We start from the raw sequence: 15,675 nt of genomic DNA on the forward strand, positions 1-15,675 counted from the left end.
CAAGCACCGACGGTTCCACTGGTTTAAGAGGAACTCCGGCCTCTATGAGGCCGGTTACAACGATGCGCCGAGCGCCTGTTTCAACAGTGTCTGCGCGGGCCTTCCAACATTAAGACGTTTTCCGTCGCTGTAGCCCTCCTCACGGTCGGCCAGTTGCGCTGCGAGCCGCTCGCGCCAGTTCTCCAGGCTGGTCCGGTACCGCTCATCGTCCGCAAGATTAATCAGCTCCTGCGGATCTTGGCTTAAGTCGAACAGCTGCTCCCGCCCGCTCTGGGAAAACCAAATATATTTAAGTACTCCGTCTGTCATGTAATGGTTCGACATGTCTTTACATTCGTGCTCGCCGTGAATCGCATTACGCCAATCGACGCGCTCCCCCCTTGCCAGCGGCAGCAGGCTTTGACCGTCGACCGTCTCGGGAATCGCCGCACCGGCTGCATCTAACAATGTCGGCATAATATCACGGATCTCAACGACCTGATCGTTCGTTGTATTCCGGTTCAGCTTCAAGCTCCCGCCCGGATCGGCCAGAATGAAAGGCACCTTCGCGCTTCCTTCGTAAGGCAATGCTTTGCGGAAAAAGTGATGGTCTCCAAGCATTTCTCCATGATCCGACGTGAACAAAATCACTGTGTTTCGCAGCACATCGTGTTCCAGCATCGCCTGCAGGAACCGGCCGATCTGATGGTCGATATGGGTAATCAGCGCATAATAAGCGGCTTGCGCCCGCTTCAGCCTATGGCGCGGCACGATGCCTTTATTCGTAATCGGGTTCAAACCGCACCGATCCGGGTCATCCGCTTGCGCCCACGTCCCGACTGCCGGCGAGGGGAAATCCGCATCAGCGTACATATCCAGAAATGCCTGCGGCGGATCGAACGGCGGATGAGGCCGGACGAAGGACATGCTCAGGAAAAACGGCTTGCGCGGATCGCGCCGCCGCAAGAAATCGATCGATTGGGTCACGACCCAATTCGTCGGATGCAGCGCCTCAGGCAAATGCCATGGACGGGCTACCGTCGAGGCGTTGCAGTCCAGCCCCAGATCGAGAAGGTCGCAATCCGCTCCCGCCCGTTCCCTCAGCCACGGCAAATAATCGTCGCAGCTGTCGTAAAACTCGGCTGCGGTATTGGCCGTGCGAATCCGGTTATGGTGCAAATAACCGTCATGCATGACTACGTTGTGGAACCCGCACAGGCTGCGGGCAGGGTATACATGCATCTTGCCGACGCACTGCGTATGGTAGCCGGATGCCGCGAGCACCGAGGGGAGCGTATGCTCATAATCCCATGGCACTTGATCCTGGTAGCCAATCCGGCCATGGCTGCGCTGGCTCATCCCCGTGAGCATAGCCGCGCGGGCCGGGATGCAGCTGGGTGTCGCGGAATACGCGCTGCGGAATAGAACGCCAACGCGGGCGAGCTGATCGAGATTCGGCGTATCTACGACAGGATGGTTCAAGATGCTGAGACAGTCGCCCCGCATCTGGTCTACGGAAATGAGCAATAGATTCGGTTTCATCATACAAGCTCCTTTGGAAAAAATAAGATAGCGGCTAACGGACGAAAGTGAATGCCGCCTTGTCACCTATCCACTCCAGGCTCCATGTCTCCTTTAACTTCGCCTGGCTGAGGCTAAGCAGCAGCTCCCCCTTCTCTCCGGAGGTTACTTCCAGCTTCAGCCCCTCAGCTGCCTCGACCGCTCCCGACTCGCCGCTCGCGCCGCTTATGCTGAGCGCTCCGCCGTCAGCCTCGTAGCCAAAGGCGTGGATGAACAAAACCTCCCGCTCCGCTGCGGCTGAACCCGGTACCCGATGAATCAGCGTCTGCCGAGATCCGCTCGGCGGATTATCCGGCGTGCGCGCCGTCATCATCTCCGAAGGCTCGGAGCACCAGCTTGCCTGCAGCAGCCGGCCTTCCTTCATTCTCCAGACCAGCGATTCGGCGCTCTCATGCCGCTTGATCTGCTTCTCATGCAGCCATTCCTGCGACAGAGCGCTTAGCGGGGCATCGCAAGACTGCCATGGCCTGTTATCCTCCAAGCCGCCGCTCATATGATACAGCAGGTCGATCTCCCGCTCCGCCGGGACGGTTGCTTTGACAATATCCAGCAGCAGGCGATCGGTTAAAGCGTTAACTCTTCGCACACTCACGCCGTAGTACGCCTGCTCATCCCACGGGCACATCTCCGGAGGCAAAATCATCGAGCCCTGCATCCGGTAACCGCCGCCGTGCCAGTCCATTGCAGCTTCAATCCAGGCCCCCCACGGCTCCCGGCGGTATTGCAGCAGCCGCCCGTCGCCCGGCGGCTGATCCTTGCCGTTCAAGCAGATCGTATTATGCGAATACGTATGCTTGAACCAGCCGTAATGCGCCGGCACGCCATAGGCGGTCGTACCCGGGTCGATGAACAGCGGCACGCTGCCGGCGCTGAAGGACAAGCCCAGACGATCCATATGGTCGTGCTCTCCGCCGAAAGTGCTGTGCTTCGCCAGCAGATGCCAGCCGCTGCGGTTCACCAGCTTGGTCAAGCCGCTGATAGCCGAGGTATAGTCGGAGAGCATCAGCTTCGTCAGAGCGCCGGTAACCGGCCCTCCGTCAAGCTCCTCCCCGAACCATAACGCTTCCATCGAATCGCGTTCGACGGGATCGAAAGCTGCCAATTGCATTTGACCTGCGGGCCGGTCTATTCCCCTGCCGTAAGCGAGGCGCAGCAGCTCGCCGTATCTGGGGTCCTTGTACCACGCGTAAGCCATTTCATAATAAGGCGCGAGCGAAGCAACGGACATCCCGTAGCTCGCATCATTCAGATTCGGCAGCGTGCCATCCGGCAAAATGTAGCTTAACGGCAAATCGAACATGCGCTTAAGCACGGGAAAATCAAGCAGATCCCACTGCGTGCCTTCGACGAGAATACAGTATTGCAGCAGCGAATGGCAGCCGTAGAAATGATATTGGAAGCTGCCTTCATACCACAGGCCGTCGTCTAACACTCCCCGTTCCAGCTGATCGAGCAGTCCATAGGCTCCCTCAAGTCCCGAACGATGGATCGTCTCATCATCCAGGAGAAATCCGAGCATACTGATCGCCGAAGTGATCAGCATCGCATGATTATGCAGCTGACGCTCCTTGCGGCTGGTAAGAAACGCAGCGCAGGGCCGCAGCAAGCCGCTTTGGATCGAGCGCTTTTCCTCGCTGGTCAGACGGCTTTCCATCAACCGATAGGCGCAGCACAGATCGATAATCCAGTGCGCTTCGTCGAGCGTTTGGGCGAACAGCTTTCCCGGTCCGTTGTAGGGGATATTCCCGTGAACCTCGTAGCCTGAATAGTGTTTGGCATAAGCGAGCAGAACCTCGCGAAGCCGTGTCACTGCCATAGGGTCCTGTGCGACCAGAGCGTACACCGCCAAGTCCTTCATTCCGCTGCCCAGCTGCGAGTGAGCGAGCGTCACCCAGGCCCCGTCGTACGGCTCCCCGCTCCATTTCTTCGCGCACACCGGACACTCGTGCAGCCCCGGGCGGCGCCAATCGAAGCGAAGCCGCGTGCCGTCGTCGCTGCAATAGTAATAATGCGCCCAATCTCCCCGCTCCTGCTCGGATATGGGATATTCGACAGCCAGGGCGGCCCGGGCGCGGCCCGCCAGCTGCTCCCATGCCTGCCGATAGGCGGGATCAGAGGCATTGCGCAGCAGCTTCTTCAACCGGAGGGCATTCATAGTCGGTTCCTTCTTTCCGGAAATAGGTAATAGGTTATTTTGCTCTTCCTGATCAGCCTTGCTCAGCCTTTGACTGAACCCGAGGTCACCTGCATAAACGACTTGTTCGCAAGCACATACACGATCAATAACGGTAAAATCGACAAGCAAGCCCCCGCCATCATATAGTGGGTCTGCGCCGCCGCCGAGATGCCGTAACGAAGACCCGCCAAGCCGACGGTCAGCACCTGCAGCTTCGGCTGGCTCATCGTGAACACGAGCGGCAGGATGTATTCGTTCCAGGCCCCCCGAAAAGTAAATAGCGCCGCTACGCCAAGACCCGGCTTTAACAACGGGAATATAATGCGGGTATATATCCACAGCTTGGAGCAGCCGTCGATCATCGCTGCTTCATCGAGCTCTCTGGGGATCGCCTTCACGAAGCTGAGCAGAATAAAGAAGATGGAGGCATGGCCGCTAATCAAAATAATAATAACACCCCAAAGCGATGTGTGCATATGCAGCTTCACCATCAGCTCGAACTGCGGCCGAAGCACGACCGCGCCAATGGAAACGAACATCGTCGCCGCCTGCAGCGCGACATAAAACCTTTTTCCTGCATAATGCAGCCGGTCAACCGCATAAGCCGCCATCGAGGCGACAAGCAAGGTGCCTACCGTCGCAAAGCTGCTGATAAACAAGCTGTTCCACGTATAGGTGGAGAAATGCGCCTGCTGCCATACCTCGGCGTAGTTGTTAAAATGCCACGCCTGCGGCAAAATCGTCGCTCCTCCCGTAAGCTCCGCGTTCGATTTGAAAGAGCCTAACAAAGCTATGACGACGGGAAATAGCGTCAACAAAGCGACAAGCAGCAGAAAGATCCACAGCGCCGATTTTTTCACAGCGGACAAAATCGACCACGCGGGATCGGCAGACTGAAGCTTTACGGCATCCGTTGTCATCGGTACACCTCCTGTAAGTTTTGCGGACGGCGGCTTATTCGTACACCTTATTCATCCGTTTTGACGCGTAGAAATAGAGCAGAGTTACCACACCGACGATAAGGGCCGTCACGAAACCGACGGCGCTGCCGTAGCCGATCTGCTGTTCAACCGAGCTGCCGGACGTCGCGATCGGGAAAAATTGCTTGTACACGTATAGAAACATCACTTCCGTTTTGCCGATCGGCCCCCCCTCCGTCAATACCATAATGCTCTCGTAGCCCTTCAGCGAGTTGATGATCGCCAGCATAACAACCATTTGGAGCACCGGTCCGAGCATCGGAATCGTAATGTACCAAAACTTGTGCACGGCGTTCGCCCCGTCGAGAGAGGCGCTTTCGTAGACGTCGTTCGGAATATTTTGCAGCCCGGCGATGAACAGGAGCATATAGTTCCCCACTGCGCCCCATACGGCAATAATGATGACGCTGAGCATAGCATGTTCCGGCCCCAGCCAGTCGATGGCTTTATCAATGATATGAAAGCGTAGCAGGAACTGGTTCAGAATTCCGTTGAAGGAATTAAAGATGATGAAAAACACGATCGAAATGACGGAAGTGCTCACAATCGTCGGCATAAAATAAATCGCCCGGAGCAGATGCTTCCCGCGCAGCCCCCGATTGAGAATAACCGCCAGAATGAGCGATAACGGAAGCGTCAGAATGAGCTTGCCTCCCGCGTAAATAAAGGTGTTAACGACGGAATCCCAATAGGTCTGATCGTGGAACAGCTGAGTGAAATTGCTCAGGCCGACAAACCGCTCTTGGCCATAGCCCTTGTAATCGTAGAACATATACCGCATCGCCCAAAAAATCGGGTAGACGCCGAATACGAGTGTCAGCAGCAGACTGGGCAGCGTAAATCCGATACCCGGAAGCTGCTCGCGCCATCTTCTCATTTGAAACATGGAATCGCACCTCCTCTTAAGCTATATCTTTTTTTAAAAAGGCGGAGCCTTCAGCATCCGGCTGACAGGCTCCGTTATACAGTTCTATTTCGCAAACGTTCCTTGCATTTTAGCAGGATCAAAGCTTGCATCCGGCTTCGCCGTCACTTCGCCGTTCGCAATCGCTTTGTCTAAGGATTCGTTATAGCGCTTGTTCAAATCCGCTATCACCTTGTCCAAATCGCCGCCTTCGAGAATATATTTCCAGAACGCATCCTCGTATTTGACGCCTTGTACGGTCACGGTCGGCACAATCGGCCATACGCCGTCATATTTATTCGGCAGGAAGCCTTCAATGCCGTTAATATCCGGCTGTTTCACTTTGGAGATAATGGAAGGAACCATCGAGATGCCGTAGCCCTTCTCATGATACGGCTGCAATATATCGTCGCCGTACATAGAATTAATGAATGTCCAGGCGGCGTCCTTTTTCTTGGAGTCTTTGTTAATGGCAAGCCACTGGCCGCCCAAGAAGCCGGAAGCTCCCTTGATCGAGCCGTCGATCGTCGGTGCAGGCGCCGCAGCCCAGTTGATTTTTGCAGGGAACTGGCTCTTGTACACGCCCGGCTCCGAGGAGAAGGATAAGTACATCCCGATCTTACCTTCGGCAAATTGGGCGCGCAGCGGATCGATATCAAGCGCTTCCATGCCGGGCAGCGTACTGCCGTCGTCGCGCATTTGCTTGAACGCCTTCGTAATTTCTTTAAACCCGCTGAAATCGTACCGGGCGGTTTTGAAATCGTAGCCGAAGCCGCCGTAGCCGCTTAATTCGGCGATAACCCGCGCGGAGCGGCCCCATGCGCTCGACGGCGTCTTGAATGGCAGCGCGAAGCCGTAAGCGCCTGTCGCTTTCCCCGCAGCCGTCAGCTTCTTGGCGTCCTCGACCAGCTCCGCCAGCGTCGTCGGCGGCTTGGCAATGCCGGCCTTGTCGAATAAATCCTTGTTGTAGACAAGGCGCATCGTGCTTCCGTAATTCGGCAGGCTGTACATTTTGCCGTCGAACTGGTTCAGGTCGGGCATCGCCGGAAATTTCTTTTTCTGTTCCTCTGTCAAATACTCGTCGATCGGGGCCATGTATCCTTTTTTATAATACGTCTGGATCGTATTTTCCTTCACCCGGAACACATCAGGCGCCTGGGCGGCGGAGAAAGCTAAGTCCAAGGCTTGGGCATAATCATCGGCCTTGACGACCAGCTCCACCTCGATATTGTCCTTGTTCGTCTGGTTGAATTTGTCAATCACTTCTTTGATATAATCCGCATCATGCCGGTCCAGCGTCCAGTACGTGATCTTCGTTTTCTCTCCGGGCTTCGCGCCGGTATTACCGGCAGCGGCTCCTTTGCCTGCATCGTCCGAACCGCCTCCGCATGCGCTTAAGCTCATGGCCAGCAGTACGCTCACCGCCGTTACGGCTGTCTTTTTCATCATGGTTTGCCTCCCCTGTATTCTGGTTCTTGTAAGAGCTCTTGCTGTTTATTGTAGTGGATTCGTCCTCTTCGCAACATGAGGCAAAACAAAGAAAAAGGGCAGAAATTCATCATTTCTGCCCAATATACGCATCCTTGAATTCCGAGGGCGTCTGGCCCGTATGCTTCTTGAACACCTCGCTGAAATAGCGTCTGTGCTCATACCCGAGCGAAAGAGCGATCTCTTGAACCTGATAATTTTCGATCAAGAGCCGCTTCGCCCGTTCGATCCGCTCGGCCGTGACGAATTGGTTCAACGTCGTGCCGGTCACTTTTTTGAACAGGCTCGCGAAATGCCCGCCGCTGATGTTCATCTGCCTCGCGCAATGCTCGACCGTCAGATCCAGGTGCAGATTCGACTTGATATATTCGACCGCGCGGTGAACGAGCTGCGTGGAATCGCTGGCCCGCTCCTTCTCGATCCAGGCGCAGCCGGCTTGGCACAAGTCCCTCAACAGCTGCTGAAACGGCTTGATACCGTCGAGCGCTTGACTGCTGCGGTCGCGTATTTGCAGGTCATACGGCTGCAGAACAGCGAGCGGCACCAGCTCGTAGAACGCGCGCAGCATAACCAGAGCCAGCTCATAGTACATGCTTCGGACATATTGCGGGTCCGGCAGCGGATGGAGCTGCGTGACGTCGTCGAACAAGCGCTCCAGCGCGAGCAGCGATTTGTCCCGGTTCCCCGCCCTTAGGGAAATGAGCAGCTCCTGCTCCTTCTCTTGGGTGTATCGCGGATAAGCCTCCCGCTCCCTCGGCGCATCGGCAAGACTGAAAACATCGTTGCCCCCCGTGTAGAAATGATAAGCCAACGCCGATAACGCCGACTTGTAGGAATGCGGCAGCCTGTATATATCCTCGACGACCGTACCGACGCCGATTGAGATGGTGAACTTGGTGCAGCTTGCTATATTCGCGCAGCAAGCCTCCGCAATCCGCCGCGCTTCTTCCTCCCGCTCGCAGTTAATGATGCACGCATAGTAGCTGGGACCGTCCCGGACGACAATACCGCGGGTCTCTCCGTGAAGCGTCTCCTCGATGATATTGTGCAGCGCGAACCGGACCAGCTCGATCTCGTGAATCGGTTGAGAGGCGTACTTGTCCATGAAGTGGTCGATTTCCATAATGAGCACCGCAAGCCCCTCCGGCTCCAGGTCGACATGCATCTCCTGCCAGTAATCCCGCGCCTCCTCGGGACGCAATTCATGCTGCAGAAGCCGGCCGAAATATTCCTGACGCAATAACGGCAAGCTTTCCTGAACCTTCTTCTCCATCGCCTGAATCCGCTCTTGCTGATTATATTCGCTCTCCAGCGCCTCCTTGGCTTCAAGCACGACCTTCGTAATCTCCTGCATCGAAAAAGGCTTTTTCACAAAATCAAACGCCCCCAGCCGGATCGCCTGCTTCGCATATTCAAAATCGGTATAGGCGCTGAGAATAATAATTTTGCATTGCGGAAGCAGGTCGATTATGCGCCGGGTCATCTCCAGTCCGTCCATGCGGGGCATGCGGATATCCGTAAGAATAATGTCGGGACGCGTCTCCTGAATAAGCGCAAGCCCCTCTTCCCCGTTTTTCGCTGTGCCTGCGACCTTGATGCCGTAAGTATCCCATGGGATTTTGGTGGCGATCATTTCAACCGTGCTTTTGATATCGTCGATAATACAGATGTTAAACCGCATATCCGTTGTCGGCATAGCTTCTTTCCCCCTCGTGCAGCGTGATGATGAACTGAACCTTGGTCCCCTTCCCCGGCTCGCTATAGTAATGGATCGACGCGTTCTCCCCATAGAACAGCCGCAGCCGATCGCCGATATTTCTCAGCGCATAGCCTTTCCGGGGAACAAGCGGCCCCTCTATCGATTGCCGCACACGGTTCACATCCATGCCTATGCCGTTATCCTCGACGGATATATACAGCACTTCTTTCGTCCGCCTCAATTCAATCCGGATGCGGCAGCCCTCCTCGCGGTCTTGGAAGCCATGCAAAATCGCATTTTCCACGAGTGGCTGCAGGATCAGCTTCGGAATGCGGAGCTGCAGAATAGACTCGTCCTCCACATCAATATGGAAATCGAACCTATCCTCATAGCAGTTTTGCTGAAGCGTCAAATAGTGGCGGACATGCAGCAGCTCCTCTTCGATCAGCAAGATGTCTCTCCCTTGGCTTAAGCCCAGCTGGAACATGGTAGATAGCGATAAAATCATTTCGTTGACAGCCTCCGTATGACCAAGCACCGACTTGCAGTAAATCGTATTCAGCGTGTTGTACAGAAAATGCGGCTCCATTTGGGCCGACAAAGCTTTAATCTCCGTCTTCCGCTTCTCCTCTTCTCCGAGCTTGACCGTCTGAATCAGCTTCTTAATTTCATCGAGCATCAGGTTGAACCGCATCCCGACCTGGGATATTTCGTCCTGGTACACACTGTGGAACCGGACGTCCAGATCATTGTGCTCCACCTGCTTCATCAGCATATGCAGCCGCAATAACGGCCGGAGCAGCAAGCCGGTCAGCATGTTGGACAGCAAAAGCGCGAGCAGCACGAACCCCACGATAAAAAGAAGCGTCAGCCACTTGATCGCATCAACTTCCTTAAGCACCACCTGCTTGGACTGCGTGTCGTACAAAATCCACCCTTCTCCCACATTGAGCCGGGTGAAATTAATCAGGTAATCTTTTCCGTCAATAACGTAGCTGAAATTACCGCTTTTTTCTTCCCCGTCAAAATGCTGCAAAAATGCCGGTGCCATGCGCCACGATTCCTGTGCGACGCCGCTATCCTTCGCGTTGCCTATTACAGGCTCGCCCTCCTTGTTAATCAACGAATACCCGGTGGGGCTGCTGACCTGATCGACGATCAGATTTTGCAAGTCTTTCTCCTTAATGTTGACGACGATGAATACATCCTCCACGTACTTCTCTCCGGAGCCGTCGATGACGAAGGAAACGACCCTGTCTTTTCCATAAAAAAAGGAATCCTCGTGACCTTCCATCCATACGCCCCGCTGCTTCGATTTGATTTTCTTGTACATGTCGGATTGATAGAAGGAGCTGTCGTTTAACCGCGTGTAGGTAGTAGGATAAAAATCTCCGATCGGCGTAGCGATCAAGACCGATTGAATAAAATCGTCGTTAAACTTCAATTGCGCCAGGATCGGCTGAAGCGCGGATAAACGGGCGTAGTAATAACCCGCATCCCCCCGTGAAACGTCGCGCAGCACCTCGATGTAAGGATCGCTCATCTTGAGCGACATGATCGACAGGACAATCTTCTTCAACTTCTCATCGAGCACCTGCGATGATTTGTTGATCGTATCCTGACTTAGCCGAAGGGCATTGCGCTCCACAATACTTGAAGAGATGGCGTAGGAGCTCCACCCCGACGCGGCAATCGCCACCGTCATGAGGAGGACGAAGGACACCCATATGCGTTTTTTGAAAGAGAGGCGATACAGCAGCTGCTTCATCATGTTACACCCCTAAACCGTTAAAATGGATTGTAAACGTATTCAACATAGGGGAATAAAATCCTCTTTAGAGGCGATAAGCTGGGGAGGACATGCATAATGCCGTCGATAGACGGTGCAGGGGCCAAATCTGAGGCGTGCGAAAAGAACCCTGCCGGCGCACAATTCGCAAGGTTGCATTGTCCGTAGATCTCGGGTCGATATTTACCGAAATAATATCGCATACTTACGACGATTTCAATCATTATTTTTCGCGATTTCGAAACAAATCGGGTGCTGTTTTAATAAACAGTACTAATTACTTTTTATCGGGCAGGTAATTTGTAATCATTACTATTATGGATTAATATAATAGGGCAGTGTCAAGCGGAAGAAGTAGCCGATTGTCTTTCGGAACCGCAGTTGAAAGATAAGCTGAAGCTGAACATGGTAATCACGGTTATCGATGCGGAATATGTGATGGATTACAATAGCATTTTTGCCGCAGACCGTGAGCTTGTCCGGACGCTTAGAAGACAAATTGAAGTGGCCGATTTACTGCTCGTCAATAAATGTGATCTTGTATCCAAAAACCATTTGCAGAAGGTCGGCAACAGTATGCGCAAGTACAATCCGGTTGCTCCTATCCATTTTACGATACAAAATAATATCGATCTTCAAGGTCTGCTTCACGGAATCGAGCCAAACGCCTACCATTCGGCACTTCCCAAGGTCAGGTTCAAGACGCTGCAGCATGCGCATGCCCCTTCACACCGCCATGAAGAACATCATCATCATCATCATGGGGGTCATGAGCATTCGTACTCACGCCTGGCAGAAGGCGAGATATTCGGGCGATCCTTATCTGGTTGTTATCGGCATTGATATAGATACGCAGAAAATGAAGGACAGCTGGTTGAGCTTGTGGGACACTGAGTAAACTGTAGCGAATTCGTAGCTATAAGGCACAGCTCTTGGGCAGCACCACCATCAACCAACGGAGAAGCAATCGGTTCCTGCCGTTTGCTTCTCTTGCTTGTTAACGGGCCGTGGAAGAGTGCAGCTTCGGTACGGAACGACTGGTTATAAATGAAAAAAAGGCCTTGCTGGATTGCATTTATCCAGAAAAGGCCTTGATCGTCTTTAAGTTGGGCTGCAAGACCTAATGCCCACTATTGATCCTTCGCTACCTCGCAGGAATACTCGTTGGCCGCCAAACGAATCGTCCGGTTCCGAAAGGAAAGCTGCTTCTCTTCCGCCGAATCGTTCCAGAACACGAAGAGCCTCTTCCCGTCGTGAACGTACTCCGTCTTGATCACGCCCTCCGGAAGCTCAAGGTCGGTATCCAGCGAGAAGACGCCGTGATAGAAAAACTCGGCATAGCGTTCGCGCTGCGCGATCAATTCCTTAATATGGGCCGCATAGGCCGGAACGGCGGCGACGGTAGATCGGCAGCGGTAAATCGCGATATCGAACCGGTAGCCGTAGACGAACGCAAAATTCAACTGCTGCTTGAAGTCGCTTCTCTCGTCGTGAATGAAGCGATTGGACATGATCGTTTCCGGGAACGTCTGCCGGTAAAGCTCGGGGAACGCATCGTCGTCCTTGGAGGTCGCGTACCCGCAGCTGTGATGGAAGTCCATAATCGGGGCATAGCAGTCGATTACAAATTCTGAGCCGAACGCTTTATCCCCTGTGCATAATTCGCGCAATTGCTGAAGATTGCACCGCCGCCATACGGTTTCGCTGTCCCCGCGGTTCCCGTGATGATGCGAGTCATCGAAGCAGAGATGGGGAAAATGCCCCGCAATCTGATCGTAAAAGATGGAGTCCGAGTTATAGCTCAGCTTCTGTTTGCCGACGCGAAGCAACTGCTCGCTCCATTCGTCTGTGGCCTGGCAAGCGGAGACGAAGCTTTTGTAGCCGAAATTGCGCAGCAGCATGCCGTCGTTGCTGAATTTGTAATGCTCCCTGTACTCTACGCCGTCAATGTCTTTGCGGCAAATCCGGCAGCCGACTTCCTTGTAATAGTCCGACTTCACATCGATCAGCACGCCGTTGGTATATAAGGCGATCCGGCCGCCCCGCCTTTGTACCTCAGCAATCGCCGCCTTCAGTCCTTCCTCCCCGCCAAGCGCAGGATCGGGCTCATAGACGGGATAACCGTTATCGAAGCCGCCCTTCCACCAGCCGAACAGCAGAATCATGTTCACGCCGACCGTCCGGCCTTCCTCGTAAATTCGCGGAAGATCCTCGTATTTGTAATAGATTTTGCCGAATTGATGCTTCATGATGATGCGCTGCCAGCCGTTAAGCTCCTGCACCCACTCCGGCCGATTCGGCTCGCTAAACCAGCCGGCCGCCCATTGCCGATAGATCGCCGAGCCTTGCCGCCAGTCTCCGCGAACGAACGCCACGACGGATACGGGGGAGGATACCTCTTCTCCCTTCCGTGCCAACGGGAACTGCGAGATGGCGAGGAGGAGACGCGGATCGCTGTTCCTCGGACCTATCCCGGCCGCCAGCACACAGGAGCGGAACTGATCGTCATGCCGGCCCACATAGAGAAAATGCGAGCCGCTCTGCACGCCGAACCAAGCCATGCTGGCGAAGCTCGGATACGTCATGTCGAGCCACACCTCGTTGTCGTCACTGTACTTGTATTCGCTGTGCGCCCGATCAATCGTGGTCCACGGATCGGCCAGCCGGTGCCCGTGCCCTTGGCTGCGGTACAGGACATCGCGGCTTCGCTGTTCGTCCGCCACTACGGCCAAATCGACGAACGGCAGCTTGACCTCGTTGACCCGCGCTTCGCTATTATTGTTAATCGTGTACGAGAACTGCAGGCTGCCATCGACCGCGCGGACCCGGACGACGAACGATACCGGATACGCGTTGCCGTCCTCCGCCACGAGCCGGTCGTAACGAATATCCAAGCCATTCGTTACGGCGCTGACAGCCCCTGACTGTTTGCTTGAAGCTACCGTCATATCCCGAAACTCGCCGTCATCCAGCTGCAGCCGCCAGAAGTCGGCTCCGGGCGACTCGCGCAGGGGAAGTCCCTCCGTCGTCCAGCTGCCGAACCGTCCTTCCGGATCGACGGCAAACTGCAATTCTCCAGCTTTTATTGCCAATGTCATCACGCACACACTTCCTTCTGTAGTTATCTCAAATAAAGACCGCCGTTCACATCCAAGGTAATGCCGGTAATATAACGGGCTTCGTCGCTGGCGAGAAATACCGTCGCCGCCGCAATATCTTCAACCGTTCCCAATCCCAGCGGGACGGAGGCAGACAATTGGGCAACTTTCTCATCCCCATGAGTTTGCTGCAGCAGCTCGGTTTCGATAATGCCAGGGGCGATTGCGTTCACTGTAATTCCATACGGGGCAGCCGTTCGGGCAAGCGTCTTGGTGAATCCCATCTGCCCGCTCTTGGTCGCGGCGTAATGAACGTGTCCGTACAATGCCCCTTGGTGACCGACGACGGAGGAGTTCGAAATAATTCTTCCGCTTCTTTGCGGCATCATCATTTCCATTGCATACTTCGAGCATAAGAACGTGCTCGTCAAGTTGTTGGCGATCATTTCGTTCCAGCTCTGCAAAGACGTCTCGACGATCGTTTCCGCTCTTGACGTGCCGGCATTGTTGACAAGAATATCGAGACGGCCGCACTTCTCCGTTATAGTCCGGAACAACCGCTCCACATCGTCTTCCCGGCTCGCGTCGGCTTGAACGGCGATACTTGTCCGTCCCATCTCCTTGATGCTCTCGACAAGCTGCATCGCATTTTCCGTAATATGTAAAGAATTGATGACGACATCCGCTCCGGCTTTGGCCAGCCCGAGAGCGATACCGCGTCCGATTCCCCGTGACGAGCCTGTTACCAAGGCTACTTTTCCCGCTAATGTAAACATCCGTATGTCCTCCCGCTCTTAGTTTGCTTAAAAATAAGGCTCGGAAGCCGGCGGCCGAATCTGGGTCAGCGTTCCGTTGTAATGCCGCAAATCGTGAGGAGCGTAAGGATGCTGCAGCGCTGCTTCCTCATCCAGCTCGATGCCTAAGCCCGGCTTATCCGGAATCGTCATGTACCCGTCCTCAAAATGCAGCTGTTCATCTGTGATGTCCTTCCGCCAAGGCACATCGCTCGCCATAATTTCCAAATAAAAAAAGTTCGGCGTGCATGCCGCGAGCTGCAGCGTGGCGGCGTTGGCCACCGGCCCGCTCGGGTTGTGCGGGGCGAATGGAATATAGTTCGCCTCGGCCATGGCGGCAATTTTTCGACTTTCCATAATGCCGCCGGCATGGCTGATATCCGGCTGAACGAAGTCCAGCGCTTTGTTCTCGAACACCTCGCGGAACGCATAGCGCGTGAACAATCGTTCCCCGCCGGCGACGGCGACCGGAGATTTCCGCCGCACCTCCGACATCGCGCTCACATTGTCCGGCGGGATCGGTTCCTCGAACCACACCGGGTTAAACGGCTGAAGCTCCTGCGCGATCTTGATCGCCGTCGGCACGTTGAACCGGCCATGCCCTTCGATAAACAGGTCGACATCGCGGCCGACCGCATCCCGCACCGCGCCGATGCAGGCGATGGCGCTGTCCAGCTCCGCGTTCGTGATGGTCATATACGTCTTGCCGAACGGGTCCCATTTGAGCCCCTTGAAGCCGCGTCCAACCGTTTCCCGCGCTTTAGCGGCGAAATCTTCCATTGACGATGCGCCGGCGAACCAAGCGTTGGCGTACACCTTGACCTTCTCATGAACCTTGCCTCCGAGCAGCCGGTGGACGGGGACGCCGAGCGACTTGCCGTTGATATCCCACAGCGCCATCTCCACCGCGCTAAGCGCCGACATCAGCACCGCGCCGCCTCGCCAATAGGCATCCCGGTAAATGTTATGATAGTGCGCCTCGATATCCAGCGGGTTTTTGCCGATCAAATAACGCTTAATGTCTTCGATAGCCCCGGCAACCGCATGCTCCTTGTATTCCAGCGTCGCCTCTCCGATCCCGGTAACGCCTTCGTCCGTGTACAGTTTGACGAACACGAAATTCGTACGGTAGCAGTCGACAATGAATGTTTTTACGTCTACTATTTTCATCTCCACACCCCAAAATA

General features: G+C 54.7%; 11 protein-coding genes. 1 reads left to right on the plus strand and 10 read right to left on the minus strand.

Features of this window, described 5'->3' with window-relative positions:
* Positions 1 to 54: 54 nt before the first annotated feature.
* From N0M98_RS07895 to N0M98_RS07925, 7 genes are all read right to left on the minus strand, one after another.
* Positions 55 to 1,524, minus strand: coding sequence for an arylsulfatase (locus N0M98_RS07895; protein WP_259617486.1), 1,470 nt, complete (start codon positions 1,522 to 1,524; stop codon positions 55 to 57).
* Positions 1,525 to 1,555: 31 nt separating this feature from the next.
* Positions 1,556 to 3,715 carry a heparinase II/III domain-containing protein gene (locus N0M98_RS07900; RefSeq protein WP_259617487.1) on the minus strand — a complete coding sequence of 720 codons (2,160 nt, stop codon included), beginning with the start codon at positions 3,713 to 3,715 and terminating at the stop codon, positions 1,556 to 1,558.
* 62 nt (positions 3,716 to 3,777) lie between these two features.
* Positions 3,778 to 4,656: a carbohydrate ABC transporter permease gene (locus N0M98_RS07905; RefSeq protein WP_259617488.1), complete on the minus strand. Its 879-nt coding sequence runs from the start codon at positions 4,654 to 4,656 to the stop codon at positions 3,778 to 3,780.
* 34 nt (positions 4,657 to 4,690) lie between these two features.
* Entirely contained in the window at positions 4,691 to 5,593 is a 903-nt protein-coding gene (locus tag N0M98_RS07910; RefSeq protein ID WP_259617556.1) for a carbohydrate ABC transporter permease, read from the minus strand.
* A 93-nt stretch (positions 5,594 to 5,686) separates the two neighbouring features.
* Positions 5,687 to 7,069 (minus strand): ABC transporter substrate-binding protein, encoded by a 1,383-nt coding sequence (locus tag N0M98_RS07915; RefSeq protein WP_259617489.1) that lies wholly within the window; start codon positions 7,067 to 7,069, stop codon positions 5,687 to 5,689.
* Between the two features lie 109 nt (positions 7,070 to 7,178).
* Complete coding sequence (locus N0M98_RS07920) at positions 7,179 to 8,804, minus strand: response regulator (protein WP_259617490.1); 1,626 nt, start codon at positions 8,802 to 8,804, stop codon at positions 7,179 to 7,181.
* Positions 8,779 to 10,578, minus strand: coding sequence for a cache domain-containing sensor histidine kinase (locus tag N0M98_RS07925; protein ID WP_249864829.1), 1,800 nt, complete (start codon positions 10,576 to 10,578; stop codon positions 8,779 to 8,781). Before N0M98_RS07925 ends, N0M98_RS07920 begins: the two co-directional genes overlap by 26 nt.
* Before the next feature lie 348 nt (positions 10,579 to 10,926).
* On the opposite strand from N0M98_RS07925, the gene N0M98_RS07930 reads away from it, so the two are divergent.
* Complete coding sequence (locus N0M98_RS07930) at positions 10,927 to 11,439, plus strand: GTP-binding protein (protein WP_259617557.1); 513 nt, start codon at positions 10,927 to 10,929, stop codon at positions 11,437 to 11,439.
* A 287-nt stretch (positions 11,440 to 11,726) separates the two neighbouring features.
* On the opposite strand, the gene N0M98_RS07935 is transcribed toward N0M98_RS07930, so the two are convergent.
* The 3 genes from N0M98_RS07935 to dgoD are packed head-to-tail and all read right to left on the minus strand — an operon-like array spanning position 11,727 to position 15,658.
* Positions 11,727 to 13,694, minus strand: coding sequence for a DUF6259 domain-containing protein (locus N0M98_RS07935; RefSeq protein WP_249864831.1), 1,968 nt, complete (start codon positions 13,692 to 13,694; stop codon positions 11,727 to 11,729).
* A gap of 23 nt (positions 13,695 to 13,717) precedes the next feature.
* A complete protein-coding gene (locus N0M98_RS07940) occupies positions 13,718 to 14,470 on the minus strand; it encodes an SDR family NAD(P)-dependent oxidoreductase (RefSeq protein WP_259617491.1) in 753 nt (250 codons plus the stop codon).
* A 27-nt stretch (positions 14,471 to 14,497) separates the two neighbouring features.
* On the minus strand, positions 14,498 to 15,658 hold the full coding sequence (gene dgoD, locus N0M98_RS07945) for a galactonate dehydratase (protein ID WP_249864833.1): 1,161 nt from the start codon (positions 15,656 to 15,658) through the stop codon (positions 14,498 to 14,500).
* Positions 15,659 to 15,675 lie beyond the last annotated feature (17 nt).

Source organism: Paenibacillus doosanensis, from assembly GCF_025060755.1.
Classification (GTDB): domain Bacteria; phylum Bacillota; class Bacilli; order Paenibacillales; family NBRC-103111; genus Paenibacillus_S; species Paenibacillus_S doosanensis.